This is a genomic window from Geodermatophilus sp. SYSU D00867, from assembly GCF_054050315.1.
This window is the reverse complement of the sequence record NZ_JBJGZC010000015.1, coordinates 106,293-130,122: the sequence shown is the minus strand read 5'-3', so window position 1 is coordinate 130,122 and position 23,830 is coordinate 106,293. Positions and strand designations below refer to the sequence as shown.

At 76.1% G+C, this 23,830-nt stretch carries 21 protein-coding genes; 12 read left to right on the top strand and 9 right to left on the bottom strand.

All coding sequences use genetic code 11. The features are described 5' to 3' along the window. Window positions 1-98: 98 nt before the first annotated feature. From typA to ACI8AK_RS15865, 3 genes are all read right to left on the bottom strand, one after another. Window positions 99-1,988 (bottom strand): translational GTPase TypA, encoded by a 1,890-nt coding sequence (gene typA, locus ACI8AK_RS15875; RefSeq protein ID WP_387986011.1) that lies wholly within the window; start codon window positions 1,986-1,988, stop codon window positions 99-101. A 107-nt stretch (window positions 1,989-2,095) separates the two neighbouring features. Next, on the bottom strand, window positions 2,096-2,449 hold the full coding sequence (locus ACI8AK_RS15870) for a hypothetical protein (protein WP_387986013.1): 354 nt from the start codon (window positions 2,447-2,449) through the stop codon (window positions 2,096-2,098). 176 nt (window positions 2,450-2,625) lie between these two features. Then, entirely contained in the window at window positions 2,626-3,189 is a 564-nt protein-coding gene (locus ACI8AK_RS15865) for a YceI family protein (RefSeq protein WP_387986016.1), read from the bottom strand. Window positions 3,190-3,279: 90 nt separating this feature from the next. Here ACI8AK_RS15865 and ACI8AK_RS15860 point away from each other — a divergent pair, with 90 nt between their 5' ends. The 5 genes from ACI8AK_RS15860 to ACI8AK_RS15840 all read left to right on the top strand — a co-directional run bounded on the left by ACI8AK_RS15860 (window position 3,280) and on the right by ACI8AK_RS15840 (window position 9,175). Next, window positions 3,280-3,786, top strand: coding sequence for a MarR family winged helix-turn-helix transcriptional regulator (locus tag ACI8AK_RS15860; RefSeq protein ID WP_387986018.1), 507 nt, complete (start codon window positions 3,280-3,282; stop codon window positions 3,784-3,786). Between the two features lie 80 nt (window positions 3,787-3,866). Next, window positions 3,867-5,054, top strand: a complete 1,188-nt coding sequence (locus ACI8AK_RS15855; protein WP_456957039.1) for a sensor histidine kinase — start codon at window positions 3,867-3,869, stop codon at window positions 5,052-5,054. Continuing rightward, window positions 5,051-5,734 (top strand): response regulator, encoded by a 684-nt coding sequence (locus ACI8AK_RS15850; RefSeq protein WP_387986022.1) that lies wholly within the window; start codon window positions 5,051-5,053, stop codon window positions 5,732-5,734. The genes ACI8AK_RS15855 and ACI8AK_RS15850 overlap by 4 nt, the downstream gene beginning before the upstream one ends. Window positions 5,735-5,923: 189 nt before the next feature. Next, window positions 5,924-6,697, top strand: coding sequence for an ABC transporter ATP-binding protein (locus ACI8AK_RS15845; RefSeq protein WP_456904009.1), 774 nt, complete (start codon window positions 5,924-5,926; stop codon window positions 6,695-6,697). A gap of 3 nt (window positions 6,698-6,700) precedes the next feature. After that, window positions 6,701-9,175, top strand: a complete 2,475-nt coding sequence (locus ACI8AK_RS15840; RefSeq protein WP_456957037.1) for an FtsX-like permease family protein — start codon at window positions 6,701-6,703, stop codon at window positions 9,173-9,175. A gap of 71 nt (window positions 9,176-9,246) precedes the next feature. On the opposite strand, the gene ACI8AK_RS15835 is transcribed toward ACI8AK_RS15840, so the two are convergent. From ACI8AK_RS15835 to ACI8AK_RS15825, 3 genes are read right to left on the bottom strand one after another with little or no spacing between them, the layout of a single operon-like run. Next, window positions 9,247-10,131, bottom strand: coding sequence for an enoyl-CoA hydratase-related protein (locus ACI8AK_RS15835; RefSeq protein WP_387986028.1), 885 nt, complete (start codon window positions 10,129-10,131; stop codon window positions 9,247-9,249). Beyond that, the gene (locus ACI8AK_RS15830) at window positions 10,128-11,120 is read right to left on the bottom strand and encodes an acyl-CoA dehydrogenase family protein (RefSeq protein ID WP_456904003.1); all 993 of its coding nucleotides are present in this window, start codon (window positions 11,118-11,120) and stop codon (window positions 10,128-10,130) included. The genes ACI8AK_RS15835 and ACI8AK_RS15830 overlap by 4 nt, the downstream gene beginning before the upstream one ends. Further along, entirely contained in the window at window positions 11,117-12,334 is a 1,218-nt protein-coding gene (locus ACI8AK_RS15825) for an acyl-CoA dehydrogenase family protein (RefSeq protein WP_456957035.1), read from the bottom strand. The genes ACI8AK_RS15830 and ACI8AK_RS15825 overlap by 4 nt, the downstream gene beginning before the upstream one ends. A gap of 108 nt (window positions 12,335-12,442) precedes the next feature. Between ACI8AK_RS15825 and ACI8AK_RS15820 the strand changes: the two genes are divergently transcribed. The 5 genes from ACI8AK_RS15820 to ACI8AK_RS15800 all read left to right on the top strand — a co-directional run bounded on the left by ACI8AK_RS15820 (window position 12,443) and on the right by ACI8AK_RS15800 (window position 18,594). Beyond that, a complete protein-coding gene (locus tag ACI8AK_RS15820; RefSeq protein ID WP_387986036.1) occupies window positions 12,443-13,087 on the top strand; it encodes a TetR/AcrR family transcriptional regulator in 645 nt (214 codons plus the stop codon). 34 nt (window positions 13,088-13,121) lie between these two features. Then, window positions 13,122-13,958, top strand: coding sequence for a class I SAM-dependent methyltransferase (locus ACI8AK_RS15815; protein WP_456957033.1), 837 nt, complete (start codon window positions 13,122-13,124; stop codon window positions 13,956-13,958). A gap of 77 nt (window positions 13,959-14,035) precedes the next feature. Next, a complete protein-coding gene (locus tag ACI8AK_RS15810) occupies window positions 14,036-15,607 on the top strand; it encodes a long-chain-fatty-acid--CoA ligase (protein ID WP_456957031.1) in 1,572 nt (523 codons plus the stop codon). A 107-nt stretch (window positions 15,608-15,714) separates the two neighbouring features. After that, window positions 15,715-17,472: a class I adenylate-forming enzyme family protein gene (locus ACI8AK_RS15805; RefSeq protein ID WP_387986043.1), complete on the top strand. Its 1,758-nt coding sequence runs from the start codon at window positions 15,715-15,717 to the stop codon at window positions 17,470-17,472. 69 nt (window positions 17,473-17,541) lie between these two features. Beyond that, on the top strand, window positions 17,542-18,594 hold the full coding sequence (locus tag ACI8AK_RS15800; RefSeq protein ID WP_387986558.1) for a potassium channel family protein: 1,053 nt from the start codon (window positions 17,542-17,544) through the stop codon (window positions 18,592-18,594). Here ACI8AK_RS15800 and ACI8AK_RS15795 read toward each other — a convergent pair. After that, window positions 18,573-20,093 (bottom strand): adenylate/guanylate cyclase domain-containing protein, encoded by a 1,521-nt coding sequence (locus ACI8AK_RS15795; RefSeq protein WP_387986046.1) that lies wholly within the window; start codon window positions 20,091-20,093, stop codon window positions 18,573-18,575. The two genes, ACI8AK_RS15800 and ACI8AK_RS15795, sit on opposite strands and share 22 nt — an antisense overlap. A gap of 36 nt (window positions 20,094-20,129) precedes the next feature. After that, window positions 20,130-20,306, bottom strand: coding sequence for a hypothetical protein (locus ACI8AK_RS15790; protein WP_387986049.1), 177 nt, complete (start codon window positions 20,304-20,306; stop codon window positions 20,130-20,132). A 95-nt stretch (window positions 20,307-20,401) separates the two neighbouring features. On the opposite strand from ACI8AK_RS15790, the gene ACI8AK_RS15785 reads away from it, so the two are divergent. Further along, the gene (locus tag ACI8AK_RS15785) at window positions 20,402-20,779 is read left to right on the top strand and encodes a YybH family protein (RefSeq protein ID WP_456957029.1); all 378 of its coding nucleotides are present in this window, start codon (window positions 20,402-20,404) and stop codon (window positions 20,777-20,779) included. Window positions 20,780-20,837: 58 nt separating this feature from the next. On the opposite strand, the gene ACI8AK_RS15780 is transcribed toward ACI8AK_RS15785, so the two are convergent. Next, entirely contained in the window at window positions 20,838-21,695 is an 858-nt protein-coding gene (locus ACI8AK_RS15780) for an NAD(P)H-binding protein (RefSeq protein WP_456957027.1), read from the bottom strand. Between the two features lie 235 nt (window positions 21,696-21,930). On the opposite strand from ACI8AK_RS15780, the gene ACI8AK_RS15775 reads away from it, so the two are divergent. Beyond that, complete coding sequence (locus ACI8AK_RS15775; RefSeq protein ID WP_456903988.1) at window positions 21,931-23,823, top strand: BCCT family transporter; 1,893 nt, start codon at window positions 21,931-21,933, stop codon at window positions 23,821-23,823. Window positions 23,824-23,830 lie beyond the last annotated feature (7 nt).

Sequence of the window (23,830 nt, the reverse complement as noted above, 5' to 3'; positions counted from 1 at the left end):
CGGCCGGCCAGTCCCGCGGACACGCGCGGGCCCCCGCGGCGGGCGGCCGGGCGGGGGGCTGGGCGAGGCGTCCACACCCGCGGGAGTGCACGGGTGGCTCACGCCTTGGGCTTGCGGTTCTTCGCCTTGCCGCGCTCGTTCTGGTCGAGGATGACCTTCCGCACGCGGACGGCGGCCGGCGTCACCTCGACGCACTCGTCCTCGGCACAGAACTCCAGCGCCTGCTCGAGGTTGAGGACCTTCGGCGGCACCAGGCGCTCGAGCTCCTCCGCGGTCGAGGACCGCATGTTGGTGAGCTTCTTCTCCTTGGTGATGTTGACGTCCATGTCGTCGGGCCGGGAGTTCTCCCCGACGATCATGCCCTCGTACACCTCGGTGCCCGGGGTGACCATCATCTGGCCGCGCTCCTGCAGCGAGAACATCGCGTACGACGTCGCCACGCCCTGCCGGTCGGCCACCAGCGAGCCGGTCGGGCGGGCGCGCATGTCGCCCATCCACGGCTCGTAGCCCTCGAGGTTGTGGTTGAGGACGCCGGTGCCGCGGGTCTCGGTGAGGAACTCGGTGCGGAACCCGATGAGGCCGCGCGAGGGGACGACGTACTCCATCCGCGCCCAGCCGGTGTCGTGGTGCACCAGGTTCTCCATGCGCCCGCGACGGGAGGCCAGCGCCTGGGTCAGCGTCCCGACGTACTCGCCCGGGGTGTCGATGGTGACCCGCTCGACCGGCTCGTGGAGCTTGCCGTCGATCTCCTTGGTGACCACCTGCGGGCGGCCGACGGTGAGCTCGAACTCCTCGCGGCGCAGCTGCTCGACGAGGATGGCCAGCGCCAGCTCGCCGCGGCCCTGCATCTCCCAGGTGTCGGGGCGCTCGGTGGGCAGCATGCGCACCGAGACGTTGCCGACCAGCTCCTGGTCGAGGCGGTTCTTGATCAGCCGGGCGGTGAGCTTCTTGCCGCTCCTGCCCGAGATCGGCGAGGTGTTGATGCCGATGGTGATCGAGATCGACGGCTCGTCGACGGTGAGGGGCGGCAGCGGCCGCGGGTCGTTCGGGTCGGCGAGGGTGTCGCCGATCATGACGTCCTCGATGCCGGCGATGGCGACGAGGTCGCCGGGGCCGGCGCTGTCGGCCGGGGTGCGGGTGAGGCCCTCGGTGACCAGCAGCTCGGTGATCTTGACGTTCTTGACGCTGCCGTCGGTGCGGCACCAGGCGACGGTCTGGCCGTTCTTCATCGTGCCGGAGTGGATGCGCAGCAGCGCCAGCCGGCCGAGGTAGGGCGAGGCGTCGAGGTTGGTGACCTGCGCGCGCAGCGGCTCCTCGGCGTCGTAGGTCGGCGCCGGGATGGTCTCCAGCAGCGTCGTGACCAGCGGCGCGAGGTCGGGGCTGTCGGGGCTGGTGCCGTCGGCGGGCCGGGTGAGCGACGCCCGCCCCTCCTTGCCGTTGCAGTAGACGATCGGGAACTCGAGGGCGTCGGTGTCCAGGCCGTTGTCCTCGAGCAGCTCCATGAACAGCTCGTAGGTCTCGTCGACGACCTCGGCGATGCGCGCGTCGGACCGGTCGGTCTTGTTGACCACCAGGATCACCGGCATCCCCTTGCCGAGCGCCTTGCGGAGCACGAAGCGGGTCTGCGGCAGCGGGCCCTCGGAGGAGTCCACGAGCAGCACGACGCCGTCGACCATCGACAGGCCGCGCTCGACCTCGCCGCCGAAGTCGGCGTGGCCGGGGGTGTCGACGATGTTCACCGTCACCGGGTTGCCGTTCTCGTCGGCCAGGCGGATGGCGGTGTTCTTGGCCAGGATGGTGATGCCGCGCTCGCGCTCGAGGTCCATCGAGTCCATGACGCGGTCCTGCGTCGTGTCGGCGTCGGTCCCCTCGCCCTTGGCGCGGCCGAGCGCACCGGCCTGGCGGAGGAGGGCGTCGACCAGGGTGGTCTTGCCGTGGTCGACGTGGGCGATGATCGCCACGTTGCGCAGGTCGTCGCGGGTGGGCATGCGGAAGGGCACCTCGGGGAGAGTCAGGGGGATCCCGCGGCGGCAGCGCTCGCGGTGCTCCGTACAACGGCCGCCGGGGTCGCGACCTTCCCACCCAGCTTAGGGGCTCAGCGCCCGGGGACCTCCGCCTGCGGCCGGTCCGCCACCGCGTACGTCACCCCTGCAGCGGCGATCGTGACCAGACTCACCGCCAGCCAGGCCGGCAACCCGGCGCCGAGGGCCAGCACGTGCGCCAGGACGAACGCGCCGACGTAGAGCGCGCCGAGCCCGAGGGCGACCGCCACGCCGCGGCGCTGCACCCACAGCCAGGCCGCGCCCAGCCCGCCGGCGAGGAACACCGCCCCGCCCAGCGCCCGGACGCCGGTGCCCTGCGCGACGCCGAAGCCGGCCGCCAGCCCGACGGCGACGAGGACGGCGGAGGACAGCCGGGTGCGGGCGCGGGTCAGCACGGACGTCGTCATGCCCCCAGTGTCCCCGGAGGGGCACCGCACGATCAGGTGGGCTGATCGTGCGGCGTCCTGGCCGACCGTGGGAGGTGAGCCAGGACGCGCGGAGGTGAGCCAGGACGCGCGGAGGTGGGTCCGGACGCGCGAGGGCCCCGGACGCGCGCTGCGCGTCCGGGGCCCTCGGGAGCGGATCAGGCGGTGCGGAGCACGGCCTCGATCTCGAGCTCGACGTCGATCTTGTCGCCGACGACGACGCCGCCGCCGTCCATCGGCATGTCGATGTCGACGCCGAAGGCCTTGCGGGAGATGGAGGTCTTGGCGCTGAAGCCGGCGCGGTAGCCGCCGTAGGCGTCGGGACCGAAGCCGTTGAGCTCGAGGGCCAGCGTGACCGGCTTGGTGATGCCCTTGATGGTCAGGTCGCCCTGGACGGTCCAGTCCTCGCCGTCGGCGACGACGCCGGTCGAGCGGAAGGTCATGACGGTGTGGTTGCCCACGTCGAAGAAGTCGGCGGAGCGGATGTGCGCGTCGCGCTGCTCCTGGCGGGTGTCGATCGAGTCCATGTCGATGGTGGCGGTCACCGAGGAGGCGGCCGGGTCCTCGGCGGTGACGATCTCGCCGGAGAACTCCGTGAAGTAGCCGCGGACCTTGCTCACCATCATGTGGCGGACGGAGAAGCCGACGGTGGAGTGGGTGGCGTCGATGTCCCAGGTGCCGGCGACGTAGCCGGGGATCTGGACGGCGGTGGTGCTGGTCATGGGAGGGACCTCTCAGTGGTTGAGCGTTTGAGCTTCCGCGGTCCACAGCGTAGTTGAGCGCTTGACTATTCCGCCAGTACCCTGAGGGACATGACGACGCAGGTGTCACCCGGAGCGGGGGCTGCCGCCGGCCCGCCCGCCGGGGAGCCACGCTGGCTCGACGCCGAGGAGCAGAAGGCCTGGCGGGCCTGGCTCTACAGCACCCAGCTGCTCAACGACCGGCTCGACCGCGAGCTCACGCGGGCCACCGGCATCCCGCACACCTACTACGAGATCCTCGTGCAGCTGTCGGAGACGCCCGGCCGGCAGATGCGGATGAGCGAGCTGGCCGACCGCTGCCTGTCCTCCCGCAGCCGGCTGTCGCACGCGGTGTCCCGGCTCGAGGAGCGCGGCTGGGTGCGCCGTCAGGTCTGCGCCGAGGACGGGCGCGGGCTGCTCGCCGTCCTCACCGACGAGGGCTTCGCCGCCCTGGAGGGCGCCGCGCCGATCCACGTCGAGGGCGTGCGCACCCACCTGTTCGACCAGCTCACCCCCGAGCAGGTCGCGGCGATGCGGGACATCGGCGAGACACTGCTGCGCCACCTGAACGAGGACTGAGCGCCTCCGCCCCCGGTCCGACGGGCGGGTCCTCCCCCGGGTGGACGACGGCGCGCGCCGCGCTGCCTAGATTCGGCGCGATGGACGAGCGGCCCCTCCTCGAGCGCCTGGTGGCGCGGCTGCGCGCGCACCCCTTCGAGGTCGACGCCGCGCTCGCCGCACTCGTCGGGCTGGTCACCGTCGTCGCGCCCGCGCGGGCGTACTGGCCGTCCGAGGGCGTCGCGTTCGTCCTCGGCGTGCTGCTGGTCGCCCCGCTGGCCTGGCGCCGTCGCGCCCCGGTCCCCGCGGCCGCCGCCGTCACCGCCGTGGGGCTGCTCGAGCTGGTCGCGGGCACCGACTTCCTCGCCGCCAACGTCTCCGCGCTGCTCATGGTCTACGCGCTGGCCGCCTACGCGCCGCCGTGGGCCTCGCGGGCGGGGCTGGTCCTCGGGTTCACCGGCGCCGTCCTCGTGGCGCTGCGCTGGTACTCCTCGGACCTGCCCGACTCCCTGGTGGTCAGCGCCGGCTCGGTCAGCGTGTCCGTCGTCGCGGCCTGGGCCCTGGGCCGGGTGCGCCGCTCCCGGCTCGGTGAGCTCGCCGGCCTGGCCGAGCGCGCCCGGCTGCTGGAGATCGAGCGCGACCAGGAGATGCGGCTGGCCGCCACCGCCGAGCGGGCCCGGATCGCCCGCGAGATGCACGACGTCGTCGCGCACTCCCTGTCGGTGGTCATCGCGCAGGCCGACGGCGGCCGCTACGCCGGGAGGACCGATCCGGAGGTGGCCACCGGCGCGCTGGAGGCGATCGCCGCCACCGGCCGGCAGGCGCTGACCGACATGCGCGCCCTGCTCGGCGTCCTGCGCGACGGCGCTGCCGAGCAGTACGCCCCGCAGCCCGACGTCACCGCCGTCCCGGCCCTCGTCGACGACGTCCGGGCCAGCGGGCTCGACGTCGACCTGCTGGTGGAGGGCGAGCCGCGGCCCATGGCGGCCGGCCCGCAGCTGGCCGCCTACCGGATCGTGCAGGAGTCGCTGACCAACGTGCTCAAGCACGCCGGGCCCAGCGGCCGGGCGTGGGTGCGGCTGCACTGGCGCCCGGACTCCCTCGAGCTGTCGGTGCTCGACGACGGCCGCGGCGCGGCGGCGGCCCTGGCCGAGGGGGACGGGCACGGCCAGGGGCTGCGCGGCATGCACGAGCGGGCCCAGCTGCACCGCGGGCGGCTGGAGGCCGGCCCCCGCGCGGGTGGCGGCTGGCGGGTGCACGCGGTCCTGCCGCTGGGCGGCGCGCGGTGACCGTCCGGGTGGTGCTGGTCGACGACCAGCAGATGGTCCGCGCCGGGTTCCGGATGGTCATCGACTCCCAGCCCGACCTGACCGTCGTCGGGGAGGCCGGCGACGGCGCCGCGGCCGTCGACCTGCTGCGGTCCACCCGGGCCGACGTCGTGCTGATGGACGTCCGCATGCCCGGCACCGACGGCATCGAGGCCACCCGGCAGGTGACCGCGCTGCCCGAGGCCCCGCGCGTGGTCGTGCTGACCACCTTCGACCTCGACGAGTACGTGGTGTCCGCGATCGGCGCCGGGGCCAGCGGCTTCCTGCTCAAGGACGCGCCGCCGGAGGAGATGCTCGCCGCCGTCCGCACCGTGCACGCCGGCGACTCGGTGATCGCGGCCAGCTCCACCCGCCGGCTGCTGCGGCACGTGGCGCCGATGCTGCGCGGGGCCGGGTCGGCGCCCGCGCCGGCGACCGAGCTGGCCGAGCTGACCCCGCGCGAGCGCGAGGTGCTCGTGCAGATGGCGCTCGGCGCCACCAACACCGAGATCGCGCAACGGCTGTTCGTCAGCGAGGCGACGGTGAAGACGCACGTCGGGCGGGTGCTGGCGAAGACCGGCTCGCGCGACCGCGTGCAGGCCGTCGTCCTCGCCTACCGGACCGGGCTGGTCTCCCCCGCCGACCTGCTCCGCGACGCCTGAGGCCGGGCACCTCCGCGGAACCGCACGGGGCACCTCCGCGGAGGTGCGCGTACGACCGGGGGATGACGCCGGGGTCCGCCCACGGACGCAGCGGCGCGACGGCGGGAACCGCCCTCCGCTCCGACGCGGGAGGACGGCCGCGGCCGCGAGGGTCGTCGTCGTCCCAGAAGCGATCCGCGGAGGTCTCCCGTGTCCGTCCCCGTCATGACCGTCCCCGGCGAGCCGCCGGCGTCGGTGTCGTCCGCCGCCGTGCGCGCCACCGGCCTGACCAAGGTGCACGGCACCGGCGAGACGGCCGTGCGCGCGCTGGCCGGCGTCGACGTCGCCTTCGGCCGCGGGGAGTTCACCGCGATCATGGGGCCGTCCGGGTCGGGCAAGTCCACGCTCATGCACTGCCTGGCCGGCCTGGACACCGCCACCTCGGGACGGGTCTTCCTCGGCGACACCGAGTTGACCCGGCTGCGCGACGACGAGCTGACCCGGCTGCGCCGCGAGCGGATCGGCTTCGTCTTCCAGGCGTTCAACCTGCTGCCGGTGCTCGACGCGCGCGAGAACGTCGTGCTGCCGATGCAGCTGGCCGGCCGCCGTCCCGACCCGGCCTGGTTCGACGCCGTGATCGCCCGCCTCGGCCTGCGCGAGCGGCTGCGGCACCGGCCCTCGGAGCTGTCCGGCGGCCAGCAGCAGCGGGTGGCCATCGCCCGGGCGCTGCTCCCCCGCCCCGACGTCGTGTTCGCCGACGAGCCGACCGGCAACCTCGACTCCCGCGCCGGCGCGGAGGTGCTCGACCTGCTGCGCAGCAGCGTCCGCGAGACCGGGCAGACCGTCGTCATGGTCACCCACGACCCGACCGCGGCCTCCTACGCCGACCGGGTCGTGCTGCTGGCCGACGGGCGGCTCGCCGGGGAGGTCGAGCGGCCCACCGCCGCGTCGGTGCTCGAGGCGCTGCGCGGGCTCGGGGGCTGACCGGTGCTGTCCACCACCCTCGCCGGCCTGCGCGCCCACCTGCCGCGGCTGGTCGCCTCCTGCCTGGCCGTCGTGCTCGCGGTGGCGTTCGTCGTCGCCACGCTCGTGCTCAACGAGACCACCCGCAGCACCGGGCTCACCGCCGCCGGCGCCCGCCACCTCGGCGCCGACGCCGTCGTCACCTCCGACGACGGCAGCTCCCTGCTCGACGACGTGCCCGCCGTCACCGGCCTGGACGGCGTCCTCGCCGTGGCGCCGGAGTGGGAGACCTCGGTGCAGGCGGTCACCCCCGGCCGCACCGGGGCGCAGTACCTGCTGGTCGGGACGGTCGCCGACGACCCCGCGCTGCGCTGGCAGCGGCTGGCCGACGGCGCGCTGCCCGACCGGCCGGGCGAGGTCGCGGTCAGCGAGCGCGCCGGCGCGGGCGTCGGCGACGTGCTGCAGGTGGCCGGGACCGCGCCGGACGGCACGCAGACCTCCACCCCCGTGACGGTCACCGGGGTGGTCGACCTCGGCGGCGACCCGGAGGCCGGCCTGTACGGGCGGGCCTGGGCCACCCCCGCGCAGGCGCGGGCCTGGGGCGCGGTCGACCCGGCCGAGCTGCGGGTCGCCGGCGTCCCGGGCGCCGACGAGGAGGTCCTGGCCGCCGCGGTGCGCGACGCGCTCGCCGGGCAGCCGCTGACCGTGCGCACCGGCACCGAGCAGGCCGAGCACCGCGCGGCGTCGATGCTCGGCAACGCCACCGCGCTGGCCGCCGTGCTCCTGGTGTTCGGCACCGTGGCGGTCGTCGTGGCGGGGCTGGTCATCGCCAACACCTTCGCCGTCCTGCTCGCCCAGCGGACCCGGGAGCTCGCCCTGCTGCGCTGCGTCGGCGCCACCGCCCGGCAGGTGCGCCGCGGCGTGCTGGCCGAGGCCGCGGTCACCGGGCTCGCCGCCTCGGCGGTCGGGGTCGCGGCCGGTGTCGGGCTCGCCGCCGTCGTCTCGGCGCTCGCCGGCGGCGTGGACTCCCCCGTGCCGCTGTCCGGGCTCGCGGTCCCGCTCACGGCGGTCCTCGCGGGGCCCGCCGTCGGCACGCTGACCACCCTGCTGGCCGCGCTCGCCCCGGCCCGCGCGGCGACCCGGGTGGCGCCGCTGGCCGCGCTGCGCCCGCTCGACCCCGCGCCCCTGCGCTCCCGCCCGGGCGTGCTGCGCCTGCTGCTCGGACTGTCGCTGCTCGTGCCCGGCACGGGGCTGCTCGCGCTCGGCGTGGCCGTGGCGTCGGTGTTCGTCGCGCTGCCCGGCGGCGTGGCGAGCTTCCTCGGCGTCGTCCTGCTCGCCCAGCGCGGGGTGCCGCCGGTGGTCCGCGCGGCGGGCCGCCTGGTGTCCCGCGTGGGCGGGGTGCCGGCCCGGCTGGCCGCGGGCAACGCCACCCGCAACCCCCGGCGCACCGCGGCGACGGCCACCGCGCTGCTCATCGGCGTCACGCTGACCACCGCGATGGTGGTGGGCACCGCGTCCACCCGGGCGACGGCGACCGCCGGGCTGGCCGCCGCCTATCCCGCCGACGTCGTCGTCGAGGGGCTCGGCGGGGAGCTGCCGCCGTCCCTGCTGGACCGGCTGGAGGCCCTCGACGGCGTCACCACCGGCACGGCGCTCACCCTCGCCCGGCCGGCCGGTCCCGACGGCGAGCCGTGGGAGGCCTACGGCGTGGACACCGCGACCGCCGTCCCGGCGCTGCGGTCGACGGCCGACCTGCGGCTGCCCCGGCCGGGCGAGGCGCTCGTCCCGCAGTGGCAGGCCGACTCCTGGTCGGTCGGCACGGGCGACCCGGTGGAGCTCTCCCTCGACGGGCGGACGGTGACGCTGCGCGCGGAGGTCGTGGACGGGGACGCCCCGCTGCTGCTCGCCGGCGCCGACCTCGCCGCCCTCGCCCCGGACGCCGCGGTCGGCCAGCTCTGGCTGCGGCTGGACGACGCCGACGCCGACGTGCAGTCCGCCGTCGTCGACACGGTCACCGACACCGTCGGCGCGGCCGCGACCGACGCCCAGGTGACCGGGGTGGTGAGCCTGCGCCAGCAGCTGGACGAGGTGCTCGACGTGCTGCTGCTCGTGGTCACCGGCCTGCTGGGCGTCGCGGTGGTCATCGCGCTGATCGGCGTGGGCAACACCCTGGCGCTGTCGGTGGTGGAGCGCCGGCAGGAGAACGGCCTGCTGCGGGCGATGGGGCTGACCCGCGGCCAGCTGCGCGGGCTGCTCGCCTGGGAGGCGGTGCTGGTGTCGGGGGTGGCCGCGGTGCTCGGCGTCGTCCTCGGCGGGGTCTACGGGGTGACCGGGACCGCCTCGGTGCTCGGCACGGCCGGCGAGGTCGTGGTCGACGTCCCCTGGCTGCAGGTGGGCGCGATCGTCGTCGTCGCGACCGTCGCCGGGCTGCTGTCCTCGGTGCTGCCGGCCCGCCGCGCGGCCCGCACCGCCCCCGTGGCCGCCATCGCCGCGGTGTAGCCCGCGATCACGGCGCCGTGACCGCCCGCGAGGGTGCGGAGGTGGTTCCGGCGCCGTGATCGCGGTGGAGCTCAGGGGGCGACGTCGTCCGGCGGCTGCGGCCAGGGCGGGACGCCGGCCACCGGCCCCTCCCCCAGCGGCGTGGTGAACGCCGGCGCGCGCTTGGCGAGGAAGGCGGCCACGCCCTCGGCGGCGTCGGGCCCGCGGCCGAGCTCGGCCAGCGCGCGCGACTCGACCCGGTGGGCGTCCCAGGGCGAGGGCGCCCCGAGCATCGACCACAGCATCTGCCGGGCCGCGGCGACCGCCACCCCGGAGGTGTTGTCGGCGATCTCCCGGGCCAGGTCGAGCGCGGCGGGCAGCAGGTCCGCGTCGGGGACCACCCGGCTGACGAGCCCGCCGCGCAGCGCCTCGTCGGCGCCGAACACCCGGCCGGTGGCCACCCACTCCACCGCCCGGCTGATGCCGACCACCCGCGGCAGGAACCACGTCGACGCCGCCTCCGGCGTGATGCCGCGGCGGGCGAAGACGAAGCCGAAGCGGGCCGACCCCGCCGCGATCCGCACGTCCATCGGCAGCACCATCGTCGCGCCGATGCCGACCGCCGGGCCGTTGACCGCGGCGATCACCGGCTTGCGCAGCGCGGCGAACGGCAGCGACGCGACGCCGCCCCAGTCCCGCGCGACGCCGTCGACGGTCCCCTGCACCGGCGGGTCCCCGCCGCGGTCGCGGTCGGCGAAGGTCCCCGAGCCCGCGCCCAGGTCGGCGCCGGCGCAGAAGGCCCGCCCCTCCCCGGTGACGACGACGACCCGCACCCCCTCGTCGGCGTCCGCGGCGGCCGCGGCCCGGGCCAGCTCGGCGGCCATCACCGGCGTGAAGGCGTTGAGCCGGTCGGGCCGGGACAGGGTGATCGTGGCGACGCGGCCGGCGACCTCGTACCGGAGCTGCTCGAACGTCATCCCAGGGCGCCGGCCTCGGCGAGCCGGGCGACGGTGTCCAGGTGCTCGGCGGCGTCCCCGAGCAGCAGCCGGTCCACCTTGGCGCGGCGCCAGTACAGGTGCGCGTCGTGCTCCCAGGTGAACCCGATGCCGCCGTGGACCTGGATCGCCGTCTCGGTGGCCCGCTCGGCGACCTCGGCGGCGTAGGCCTTGGCGGCGGCCGCGGCCAGCGGAAGCTCGGCCGGCGAGGAGTCGGCCGCCCACGCCGCCCACCACACCAGCGAGCGCAGCTGGTCCACGCCCACCCAGGCGTCGACCAGCATGTGCTTCACCGCCTGGTAGGAGCCGATGACCCGGCCGAACGCCTCGCGCTGGCGGGCGTACTCCACGGCCATCAGCACCGCGCGGTCGGCGGCGCCGAGGTCCTCGGCGGCCAGGACCACCGCGCCCACCTGGCGGGCCCGCGCCCACAGCTGCCCGGCGTCCTCGGCGAGCACCCGGCGGGAGGTCATCCGCACCGAGGCGAGCCCGCGGGTGGCGTCCATCGGCCGGCCGGGGGTCACCTCGCCCTCGCCGGCGACGAGCGCGCCGTCGTCGAGGCCGAGGAACAGCGTGGCGTCGGCGGCGTCCAGCGACGGCGCGGAGCCGGTGACCGGCCCGTCGAGGACGGCGAGCGCGGCCGACCCGTCGGCCAGCTGCGCGGCGAGGTCGGGCGCGGACTCCAGCAGCACCGCGGCGCGCGCGGCGGTGACCAGGGAGGGCCCGGCCAGCACGGCGCCGGCCTGCTCGGCGACGACGGCGAGGTCGAGCACGCTGCCGCCGGCGCCGCCCGCGGACTCCGGCACCGTGATGCCGAGGAAGCCGATGTCGGCCAGTGCCTTGCGCCCCGGGCCCGGGACGCCGGCGCCCTCGAGCGCCGCGCGGGCGGCGGCCGGGGTGACCGAGCCGGTGAAGAACTCGCGCGCGCCGGCAGCGGCCGCGCGCTGGTCGTCGGACAGGTCGAAGTTCACCGGGCACCTCCGGAGAACGGCGCGGTCTTGTCGGTGCGGGGTTCCGGCGGCAGGCCGAGCACCCGCTCGCCGAGGATGTTCCGCAGCACCTGGTCGGTGCCGCCGGCGATCGCGATGCCGGGCACGTAGGCCTGCGCGCGCTGCCAGGTGTCGTCGCCGTCGGCGGTGGCGCCGTACACGGCGTCGTCGCCGAGCAGCCGGACGCCGGCGTCGGCGACCAGCCGGGCCGCGGCGGTGCCGCCGAGCTTGCCGGCGCTGGCCTCCGGGCCGGGCACGCCGCCCTGGGACAGCGTGGTGAACCGCCGGTAGCCGGTGTAGCGGGCGGCCAGCGAGGCGACCAGCGCCCGCCCGACCGCCTGCCGGGCCAGCGCCTGCCGCTCCGGGTCGAGCGCGGGCAGCCGGTCGCGGGCGTGCGCGGCCAGCGACTCCGGCGCCGGGCCGATGTCGCTGCCGGCGCCGCCGATCGCGACCCGCTCGTTCATCAGCGTGGTGAGCGCGACCCGCCAGCCCTCGCCGGGCTCGCCGAGCCGCTCAGCGTCGGGGATGCGGACGTCGTCGAAGAAGACCTCGTTGAAGTCCGCGCCGCCGCTCATCTGGCGCAGCGGCCGGACGGTGACGCCCGGCGCGTGCATGTCGACGACGAACATCGTCAGCCCGGCGTGCTTGGGCCGGGCCGGGTCGGTGCGGGTGAGCAGGATGCCGTGGTCGGCGACGTGCGCGAGCGTCGTCCAGACCTTCTGGCCGTTGACGACCCAGTCCTCGCCGTCGCGGACGGCCGAGGTGCGCAGCGCGGCGAGGTCCGAGCCGGAGCCGGGCTCGCTGAACAGCTGGCACCAGACGTCGTCGGCGCGCAGCAGCCGGGCCAGGTAGCGGGAGCGCTGGTCGTCGCTGCCGTGCGCGATGACCGTGGGCCCGCACATGCCGATGCCGATGTGGTTGATCAGCGTGGGCACCCGGGCGCGGGCCAGCTCCTGGGCCACGATCGCCTGCTGCACCAGCGTGCCGCCCTGCCCGCCGTACTCCCGCGGCCACGTGACGCCGACCAGCCCCGCCTCGGCCAGCACCCGCTGGGTGGCCCGCAGCTCCGCCTCGCGGGAGCGCGCGTCGACCGGCTCCCCCGGTGAGACGTGCAGCAGCTCGGACGCGTGCTCGTCGAGCACGGTGCGGACGTGCGCCCGGTAGGACGCCTCCTCGGGGGTGTCGTCGAAGTCCACCCGGTACCTCCTCGTCGTCGAGCAGTACGCGCCGCAGCGTGACAGCGGTCACCCTCGACGGTCAACGGTGACTGTTCAGCGGCCCGCCGGGGCCCTAGCCTGCGGCGGGTGAGCGCCGACCCCCTCCCGGACGACGGCCCGCGCAGCCGGTCGACCCGCACGGCCGACAGCCGGGCGCTGATCCTCGACGCCGCCGTCGCCTGCCTGGTCGAGTCCGGGTACGCCGGCGCGTCCACACTGGCCGTGCAGGCCCGGGCCGGGGTGTCCCGCGGCCGGCTGCTGCACCACTTCCCGTCCCGCGCCGAGCTGCTGGTCGCCGCCGCCGGGCACCTGTCGAGCACCCTGCTGGCCGGGGTGGAGGAGCGCGCGGCGGCGGTCATGGCCGACGAGCCGGCCGGGCCGGAGCGGATCGACCGGGCGATCGACCTCATGTGGGCGACGTTCCAGGAGCCGCCGTTCTGGGCGGCGATGGAGCTGTGGGTGGCCGCCCGCACCGACCCGCAGCTGCGGGCGGCGCTGCGGGTCGAGGAGCGCCGGCTGCGCGCGGCGATCCGCCGGGTCGCCGACGGGATCTGGGGCCCGCGGATCGCCTCGGCCCCCCGCTACGCCGAGGTGTGCGAGCTGCTGTTCACCAGCATGCGCGGGGTGGCCTGCGTGTACGCCTTCGAGGAGCGGCCCGCCGCCACCGACCCGCACCTCCCGCTCTGGAAGGGGCTCGCCGCGCGGATGCTGACGCCGTCCGCGGAGGGCTGACGGCACGGCCGCCGCCGGGCCACCATGCGGGTGCATGACGAGCGGCACCCGCGACGGTCCCGGCACCGGCTACGTCCTCGGCGACACCGACCCCGAGCTGGCCCGGCTGGACGTGCTCGCCCGCCTCTACGGCCCGGCGACCGCCGCCTGGCTGGACAGCGCGGGCCTGGCGCCGGGCGCGTCGGTGGTCGACCTCGGCTGCGGCCCCGGCGTGGCCGCGCTGGCCGCCGCGGAGCGGGTCGGACCCACGGGCCGGGTGGTCGGCGTCGACGCCTCGGACCGCCACCTGGCGGTGGCCCGGCGGCGGGCGGCGGAGGCGGGGCACGCCCACGTCGAGTTCGTGCGGGCCGACGTCACCACGTGGTCCCCGGCCGGCCCCGTGGACGCGGTCCTCGGGCGGCTGGTGCTGCTGCACCTGCCCGACCCGGTCGCGCTGGTCGCCCGCTCGGCCGCGCTGGTGCGCCCCGGCGGGGTGGTCGCCTTCCAGGACGTCGTCCTCACCAGCCGGGCCGCGCACCCGCCGCTGCCGCTGCTGACCGCCTACGACCGGTGGCTGCGCACCGCGCTCGGCCGGCTCGGCGTCCCCCTCGACGCGGGCCTCCGGCTGACCGGCGTCTTCCGCGCCGCGGGGCTGCCCGACCCCGTGCTCACGTCCGCCCAGCCGCTGGAGCGGGGCGGCGACGCGGCCGGGTGGGCGGTCGTGGCGGGCGACGTCACCAGCCTGCTGCCGGCCTTCGAGCGCACCGGCACGGCCACCGCCGCGGAGGTCGGACCGGAGGACTTCGAGCGGCGGCTGCGCGCCGAGGCCGCCGCCGCGGACGCCGTCCTGGTCAACCCGATGCTGGTCGGCGCGGTCGCCCGGGTGCCCTGACGGTCAGGGTTGACCGCCTCCCCGCCGCCCCGACAGCATGACGCGGGTCACACCCGGTGGCGGCGCAGGAGGAACCCGTGGACGACCCGACCCCCCGGCTGCAGGGGCGCGGCATGACGACGGCCGACCAGCTCGCCCGCTGGGCCCGGCGCACCCCCGACGCGGTCGCCGTGCGCTTCTCGGGCACGGGCCGCACCTACGCCGAGCTCGACGAGCGGGTCACCCGCCTGGCGCGCGCGCTGGCCGACCGGGGCGTGACCGCGGGCGACCGGGTGGCGGTGCTGGGGCTCAACGGGATCGAGGTCTGGGAGTCCTACCTCGCCGGCGTGCGGCTGGGCGCGATCGTCGTCCCGGTCAACTTCCGGCTGGTCGCCGACGAGGTGGCCTACGTGCTCACCGACAGCGGGGCGGCCGCCCTGGTGGTCGACGCCGCGCTGGCCGGCGTCGCGGCCGAGGCGCGGGAGCAGGCGCCGGGCGTGCACACCGTCCTGACCGTCGGCCAGGACTACGAGGACGCGCTCGCGGCGGCGTCGGCCGAGCCGCTCGACGTCGAGGTCGACGAGTCGGCGCCGGCGTTCATCATGTACACGTCGGGCACCACCGGCCGGCCCAAGGGCGCCGTCCTCACCCACCACAACCTGCTGATGCACGTGTTCAGCCAGGTGGCCACCCTCGGGGTGGGCCCGGACGACCGGGTCGGCGCGCCGGGGGCGCCGCTGTTCCACATCGCCGGGCTGGCCGGCGGGCTGCCGCCGCTGCTGCTCGGCGGCACCCACGTCATCCTCGCCTCGGGCGGCTTCGACCCCGTGGCCGTGCTCGACCTCGTCGAGCGCGAGCGGATCTCCAACCTCTTCCTCGTGCCGGCGATGTGGGCGGCGGTGGTGGCGGTGCCGGGGATCGCCGAGCGCGACCTGTCCTGCCTCAAGCGGATCTCCTGGGGCGCGGCGCCGGCGTCGACCACCCTGCTGCGGGCGATGATCGACACGTTCCCGCAGGCCGAGGTGGTCACCGCGTTCGGCCAGACCGAGTGCAGCCCGGTCACCTGCCTGCTCCGCGGCGAGGACTCGATCCGCAAGATCGGCTCGGTCGGGACGCCGATGCTCAACGTCGAGGTCCGCGTCGTCGACGACGCCATGCAGGACGTGCCGCGCGGCGAGGTGGGCGAGATCGTCTACCGCAGCCCGATGGTCATGAAGGAGTACTGGGGCAAGCCGGAGGCGACGGCGGAGGCGTTCGCCGGCGGCTGGTTCCACTCCGGCGACCTGGTGCGCGAGGACGAGGACGGCTACCTCTACGTCGTCGACCGCAAGAAGGACATGATCATCACCGGCGGCGAGAACGTGTACTGCGCCGAGGTGGAGGACGCGCTCGCCGCGCACCCCGGCGTCGCCGAGGTGGCGCTCATCGGGGTGCCCGACCCGCGCTGGGGCGAGGCGCCGCTGGCGGTGATCGCGCCGCGGGACCCGGAGAACCCGCCCACGCCCGCCGAGCTGTCGGCCTGGTGCGGCGAGCGGCTGGCTCGCTACAAGCACCCGCGGGAGTACTCGGTGGTGTCCGCGCTGCCCCGCAACCCCAGCGGCAAGGTGCTCAAGACCGCGCTGCGCGAGGAGCACCGCGCCGGCTCGCTGGTCTCCGACCCGGCCGTCTAGCTCCGCGCTGTGCGGTCAGCACATCCGCGGGTGTGCACAGCGCTGCGTGACAGCGGGTGTGAGCTGTACCACGCTGACGGAGCCCTGTTCCGGACGGAAGGACACGCATGACCGCCACGCACCCTGCGCCCGCCGACGCCGCGCAGGAGCCTGCCGCCAGCTGGCCGCCGGGCCTGCCGCGCTCGCTGGAGTACCCGCTGGTGCCGGTCGGGTCGATCCTGCGCGCCGCGGTGCGCCGCTGGGGCGCGCGGACGGCGTTCGTCGACCACGACGTCGAGCTGACCTTCGAGGAGCTCGGCGCGCGGGCCGCCGCGGTCGCCAACTGGCTGGCCGACCACGGCGTGGGCCGCGGTGACGTCGTCGCGGTGCACGTCCCGAACTGCCGCCAGTACCCGGCGGTCTACTACGGCGTGGTGATGGCCGGCGCCGTCTTCTCCCCCACCAACCCGCTGCTGCCCGCGGCCGACCTCGCCGCCCAGCTCACCGACGCCGGCGCCAAGGTCCTGGTCACCTGGGACCAGGTGCTGCCCTTCGTCCGCAGCGCGCTCGAGGCCACGCCGGTGCAGACCGTCGTCGTCACCGGGGAGGCGCACACCCTCGACTTCGCCGCGCGGCTCGAGGGCCTGGAGGCGACCGACGTCGACCTGGCCGACCTGCTGGCCGCCGACCCCACCGACCGGCACCTCGACGCCGGGCTCGACCCCGCCGCCGACCTGGCGCACCTGGCCTACACCGGCGGCACGACCGGGGTCAGCAAGGGCGTCGAGCTGCCGCACCGCAACGTGGTCACCAACGTGCTGCAGTCCTCGTGCTGGACCTCGGGCTCGCTGCCGGAGCTCGACGAGGCCGGGGACGTCACGATCCGCCAGGTGCTCGGCGAGGACGAGTGCCCGACCCGGCTGGGCGAGGCCACGCTGATCAACCTCACGCCGTGGTTCCACGCCATGGGCGCGATCGGCTACCTCAACGGCATGGTCATGGGCGGCACCACCACCGTGATCCACATGCGCTTCGACCCGGTGAGGTACGTCGAGGACGCGAAGCGCCACCGGGTCACCAGCATCGGCGGCGCCCCGCCGGTGTTCGTGGCGCTGCTGCAGGTGCCCGGGTTCGCCGAGCAGGACTGGTCGCACGTCCGCGGCGTCTCCAGCGGCGCGGCGCCGCTGCCGGTGTCGCTCATCGAGCGGCTGCAGGCGCTGCTGCCCAACGCCGTCATCGGCGAGGGCTACGGGCTGACCGAGGTCACCATGATGGCCACCGGCAACCCGACGTTCCGCTCCGGCACCCGCAAGGCCGGCACGGTCGGCGTGCCGATCTTCGACACCGAGATCACCGTCCGGCCGCTCGGCGGCGGCGACCCGCTGCCCACCGGCGAGCGCGGCGAGGTGTGCATCCGCGGCCCGCAGGTCATGCGCGGCTACGCGCACCGCCCCGAGGCCACCGCGGAGGCGATCGACGCCGACGGCTGGTTCCACACCGGCGACGTCGGGATCCTCGACGAGGACGGCTACCTGTCGATCGTCGACCGCACCAAGGACATGCTGCTCTACAAGGGCTACAACGTGTTCCCGCGCGAGCTGGAGGAGATCCTCTTCGGCGTGCCGGGCGTGGCCGGCGCCGCCGTCGTCGGCCGGCCCGACGAGGCGGCCGGGGAGCTGCCGGTGGCCTACGTGGTCCGCAGGGCCGACGACGCCGGGGCGGCGCTGACCGCCGAGTCGGTGATGGCCGCGGTCAACGACCGGGTCACCCACTACAAGCGGCTGCGCGACGTCGTCTTCATCGACGCCATCCCCGTGTCGGCGGCGGGCAAGGTGCTCAAGCGGGAGCTGGCCGCCCGCGAGCGCGAGGCGGTGGCCGGCGGCTGACCCGATCGGGGCGGTGCGCGCCGGCATCCCGGTGCGCACCGCCCCCGCTCGCTATCGTCGCCGGACGTGATGGGCGGACACGGGCCGGGCGACGACCCGCACACCGGGGTGCAGATCGCGCACGTCGAGCAGTCCCCCGTGCGCCAGGTGTGGCAGCGGGTCGTCCTGGCGGCGTTCTTCCTCGCGCTGACCGTGTTCATCGTCTGGCTGGACCGCGACTCCTACCGCGACGGCGACGAGGTCGGCATCTCGCTGCTCGACGCCGTCTACTACTCCACGGTCACGCTCTCGACCACGGGCTACGGCGACATCACGCCGATCACCGAGGGCGCGCGGCTGGTGAACATCCTGTTCATCACGCCGCTGCGCGTCATGTTCCTGATCGTCCTCATCGGCACCACGCTCGAGGCGCTCACCGCGCGCTCGCGCGAGGAGTTCCGGATCCGACGCTGGAGGTCCCGCGTGCGTCAGCACGTCATCGTGTGCGGCTACGGCACCAAGGGCCGCAGCGCCGTCCGCTCGCTGCGGGCCACCGGCACTCCGCTGGAGAACATCGTCATCGTCGACGGCGACCAGCGGGCCATCGACGAGGCCAACTCGATCGGCCTCACCGGCATCGTCGGCGACGCCGGGCGCACCGACGTGCTGCGCCGCGCGCACGTCGAGCGGGCCCGTGCGGTGATCGTGGCGGCCAACCGGGACGACGCCTCGGTGCTGATCACCCTCACCGTCCGGCAGCTCAACCCGAGCGTGCCGATCACCACCTCCGTGCGCGAGGAGGAGAACGCGCAGCTGCTGCGCCAGTCCGGCGCCGACACCGTCATCACCACCTCGGCGACGTCGGGCCGGCTGCTGGGCCTGTCCACCGACAGCCCGCGGGTCGTGTCCGTCGTCGAGGACCTGCTCACCGGCGGGCAGGGGCTGGACCTCTCCCAGCGCACGGTGACCTCCGGCGAGGTCGGCCTGGGCCCGCGCGACCTGCGCGACATCGTGCTGTCGGTGACCCGCGGCGGGCGCACGCTGCGCTTCGACGACCCCCTGATCGGCACGCTGCAGAGCGAGGACGTGCTCGTCGTCGTCCGCTCGCACGGCCCCGACGGTCAGGTGTTCGCGCGGACGTAGGTGCGGGTCGGCTCGCCGCGGCCGCGCAGCTCCACCTCCGCGTCGGGCACCCAGTGGGCGGCCTCGCCGCCGCCGGCGGCCCGGACCGCGGCCTCGCTGGCCACCGCCCGCCCCGGCCGGTCCTTGGCCAGCTCGGTGAGCCGGGCGGCCTCGTTCACCGGGTCGCCGATGACCGTGTACTCCAGCCGGCTGGCGGTGCCCACCTGCCCGGCCCACGCCGGCCCGCAGGCCACGCCGACGCCGACGTCGACCTCCCCGGCGCGCGCGACGTCGTCGCAGATCCGGCGGGCGGCGCGCAGCGCGGCGCCGGAGGCGTCGGGGTGCCCGGTGGGCGCGCCGAAGACGCACAGCGCGGCGTCGCCCTCGAACTTGTCCACCAGCCCGCCCTCGGCCTCGACCGCGTCGACGACGACGGCGAAGAACCGGTTGAGCAGGCCGACCATCCCCTCCGGGCCGGTGCGCCGCACCAGCGCGGTCGACCCGACGACGTCGACGAACAGCGCCGCCACCGGCCGCAGCTCCCCGCCCAGCGAGGCGCCCTCGGCCAGCGCCCGCGCGGCGACCGTCGTCCCGACGTGCCGGCCGAACAGGTCGCGCAGCCGCTCCCGCTCGGCGAGGCCGGCGGCCATCGTGTTGACGCCCTCCTGCAGCAGGCCGATCTCGCCGGCGTCGTCGACGGTGACGCTCGCGGTGTAGTCCCCGGCGCCGACCCGCTGCACCACCTGCCGCAGGTCGCGCAGCGGCTGCCCGACCGCGCGGGCGGTGAGCAGGGTGGCCAGCCCGCCGACCAGCACGGCGACGACGGCGAGGAAGACGACGGCGGTGCGGCCGGGCCCGCCGGGGTTGCTCGGGTCGGCGAACAGCAGCACCACGCCGAGCAGCGGGACCGCGCTGGTCAGCCCCCAGGTGAGCAGCAGGCGCGGGCGGACGCCGAGGGCGAGCCGGCCGGCGGGCGGGTGCGCGGCCAGCGCGCGGGTGGTCAGCGCGCGGGCGGCGCGGGCGACGAGCAGGTACACGACACCGGCGGTGACGGCGCCGCCGAGCAGCGCGACGACGCCGACCCGCAGGCCGACCAGCGGGTCGGGGAAGGTGACCGCCGCGACGGCGCCGGCGAGGACCGCCCCCGCCAGCCACACGACGGCGGCGATGAGCGCGGCGTCCACCGGCAGCCGCAGCGCGCGGGCGGCCTCGGCCGGGGTGGGGTCGCGGCCGGCGAGCAGCCAGGCGGTGGTGGCCCGCTGCCGGCGCAGTCCGGCGAGGGTGGCCACGGGCAGCGCGACGAGCAGGTAGGCCAGCGCGGCGAGCAGGGTGGGACCGCGGCCGGCGTCGTCCCCGTCGTCGGAGACGCCGAGCAGCAGCAGGGTGACGGTGCCGACGCCGACCAGGTCGGCGACGACGACCAGCGCGACGATGAGCGGGACGGCGATCCGGCCGCTCGGGGCCCAGGCCAGCACGTCCTCGGCGCGGCGGGCGGCCGTGCGGGCGCTGTCCGGGATCACGGGAGGCTCAACGACCCCGGCGGGGCCGGGACACGGTCAGGCCGGCAGGGCGGCGAGTTCCTCGGCCAGCCGGGCGTCGGACAGCACGAGGTCGGTGGCGGTGGTGTGCCAGCCGGCCACCAGCAACAGCGGCCAGGGGCGCTCGTCGTCGGCCGAGGCGGTGGCCGCGACCAGGCCGGCCTGCGCCACGGCGCGGCACGCGATCGGGTTCACGTCCCGGTCTTCGGCACCGGCGCAGGCCGTGTGCAGCCGGGCGGCGGACCTCACCCCGGGGGATGAGACCGGGGGCCCGGCCCGGTCTGCCCCGCATGGACTCCGACGAGCTGCAGGTCCGCCGGGTGCTGGAGGCGTGGGCACGGGCCGTGCGGCGCGCCGACGTCGACGCGGTCGTGGCCGTGCACACCGGCGACGTCGTGCTGTTCGACGTCCCGCCGCCGATGGTGGTGACCGGGATCGACAGCTACCTGCGGCAGTGGCGGCTGTTCTGGGAGGCCCAGGGCGAGGGCCTGTTCGACGTCTCCGGGCTGACCGTGGTGGCCGGGAACGGCGTCGCGTTCGCGCACGGCCTGCTCCGGATCGGCGCGGCGGGCACCGAGGGCTTCGAGGTGCGGCTGACCGTGGGCCTGCGCCGGGTGGACGGGCGCTGGCTGGTCACCCATGAGCACCACTCGGTGCCCGCGGAATGACCGGGACACGCGGACACGCCCGCGGCCGCCCGGGGAGTGACCCGGGCGGCCGCGCGGCTCAGGCGCGGGCGGCGCGGACGGCGTCGGCGAGCGGGGTCACCGGCCGGCCGAGCAGGGCGGCGAGGTCGGCGTCGCCGGTGTCGAGATCGCCGTTCGCGATGGAGGTGTCGATGGCGGCGACGAACTCGGCGGTGCCGGCGTCGAGGCCGGCGCCCTGCAGGGTCGCGACGAGCTCGTCGGCCGGGAGGTCGCGGTAGCGGACCGTCGTCCCGGTGGCCTCGGTGACGGCGGCGGCGAGCTCGGCGAGGGTCACGCCGGGTCCGCCGACCTCGAGGACGACGGTGCCCTCCTCGTCGGCCAGCAGCGCGGCCGCGGCGGCGACGGCGTAGTCCGTGCGCGGGGCGATCGACACCCGGCCCTCCCCCGCGGCGCCGACGATCTCGCCGGTGGCGAGGTACCGGTCGAGCTGCGCGGTGTAGTTCTCGAGGTACCAGCTGTTGCGCAGGACGGTCGCCGGGACGTCCGCCTTGAGCAGCACCTCCTCGGTCCCGCGGTGCTCGGGGGCGAGCGGGTTGGCCGAGGTGTCGGCGTGCGCGATCGACGTGTAGACGATCCGCTGCACCCCGGCGGCCACCGCCGCCTCGACGACGGCCTCGTGCTGGGCGACCCGCTGCCCCGGCTCGCTGCCGGAGACCAGCAGCAGCCGGTCGACGCCGGCCAGGGCCGCGGGCAGGGTGTCCGGCCGCGAGTAGTCGCCGTGGCGGACCTGCACGCCGCGGCCGGCCAGCTCGGCGGCGGCCTCGGGACGGCGGACGACGGCGACGACGTCGGACGCCGGGACGCCGCGGTCGAGCAGCTCCTCGACGGCGCGGCGGCCGAGGTGGCCGGTGGCTCCGGTGACGGCGTAGGTGGTCATGCGGGCGCTCTCCTCGTGCAGGGGCCGATGTGCTTGCGGGTTCAACAACCCGGCACCCCGGTCGTGTCATCCCGCCCGGCGGCGCCGGTCCCGGATTGCGGCTCCGGCGGGGTGCACCGAGGCTGGGAGCGCGGGCCTGCGTGCTGACCGTGCGCGCACTCCTGCCCGCCGGGGACGCGGTCCCCCAGCAGTCGACCGAACGGAGGGTCGTCCGCGCGTGCGCGGACGCAGACCAGTGAGCCCCACCGCACCGCCCGGACACCCCGACGGAGGGGCGGCCGCACCGGCCGTCGCCCCGCTCCCCACCGACCCGCACCCCGCCATCGCCGAGCCGCCTCTCCCGGCGGCCGACGCGCGCGCCCGGCTCGACCGCGTCGTCTTCACCGTCGCCGCGGTGCTGGCCCTGGCGTTCGTCGCCTGGGGGTTCGTGAGCCCGAGCGGCCTGGGCTCGGCCAGCAGCAGCGCGCTGGTCTGGATCGAGTCCAACCTCGGCTGGCTGTTCGTGACGCTGGCCTCGGCGTTCGTCGTCTTCGTGCTGTGGCTGGCGGCCAGCCGGTACGGCCGCATCCCGCTCGGCCGCGACGACGAGGCGCCGGAGTTCCGCACCGTCTCGTGGGTCGCGATGATGTTCAGCGCGGGGATGGGCATCGGGCTGATGTTCTACGGCGTCGCCGAGCCGCTCGCGCACTACGTCACCCCGCCACCGCGCACGGTGGCCGGCGAGACCCCCGAGGCCGTGCAGACCGCCATGGCCACGACCCTGTTCCACTGGACCCTGCACCCCTGGGCGATCTACGCCGTGGTGGGGCTGGCCATCGCCTACGGCACGTTCCGCCGCGGCCGCCGGACGCTGGTCAGCGCGGCGTTCGAGCCGCTGTTCGGCCGGCGCCGCACCGAGGGCTGGGCGGGCCGGGTCGTGGACGTCCTGGCCATCTTCGCCACGCTGTTCGGCTCGGCGGCCTCCCTCGGCCTGGGCGCGCTGCAGATCGGCAGCGGCGTGGAGATCCTGGGCTGGGCCGGCGACGTGGGCAACGGCGTCCTGGTCGGGATCATCGCGGTGCTGACCGCGGCGTTCGTCGCGTCCGCGGTCTCCGGCGTCGCCCGGGGCATCCAGTGGCTGTCCAACGTCAACATGGTGCTCGCCGTCGTCCTGGCCCTGTTCGTCTTCGTGGCCGGACCGACCGTGCTGATCCTCAACCTGGTCCCCGGAGCGGTCGGCAGCTACGTCGCCGACCTCGCGCAGATGGCCGCCCGCACCGAGGCCAGCGGCGGCCCGGCGACGGCGGAGTGGCTGCGCGGCTGGACGGTCTTCTACTGGGCGTGGTGGATCTCGTGGACGCCGTTCGTCGGGCTGTTCCTCGCCCGGATCAGCCGCGGCCGCACCATCCGCCAGTTCGTCACCGGCGTCCTGCTGGTGCCCAGCGGCGTGAGCCTGGTGTGGTTCGCCGTCTTCGGCGGGGCCGGCATCGCCGCGCAGCGGTCCGGCGCGGACGTCGCCGGGCAGGCCACCTCGGAGGGGCAGTTGTTCGGGGTGCTGGAGCAGTACCCGCTGGCCACCGCCACGACGGTGCTGGTCGTGGTGCTGGTGGCGATCTTCTTCGTCTCCGGGGCCGACGCCGCCTCGATCGTCATGGGCTCGCTGTCCGAGCGCGGCACGCTCCGGCCCCGCCGCGGGACGGTGGTGTTCTGGGGCGTGGTCATGGGCGCCGTCGCGGCGGTGATGCTGCTGGTGGGCGGCGGCGAGGCGCTCACCGGCCTGCAGAACCTGACGATCATCGCGGCGCTGCCCTTCGCGCTGGTCATGGTCGGGTTGGCCGTCGCGCTCGCCAAGGACGTGCGCACCGACCCCATGGTGCTGCGCCGCACCTACGCCGCGGAGGCGGTCGAGCAGGCCGTCGTCGACGGCATCAGCCGGCACGGCGAGGACTTCGCGCTGGTCGTGGAGGCCGGCGGGGAGGGGGCGCCGGGAGTCCCGTCGGTGCGGGTCACCGGGAACACGGTCGAGGACACGGCCGGGCACGCGCCCGTGGGCGACACGGCCGGGCACGCACCCGCGGGCGACACGGCCGGGCACGCGCCCGCGGGCGACGGCGCCGAGCCCGCCGCCCGGGCGCGGCCGGGCGGGTAGCCGCACC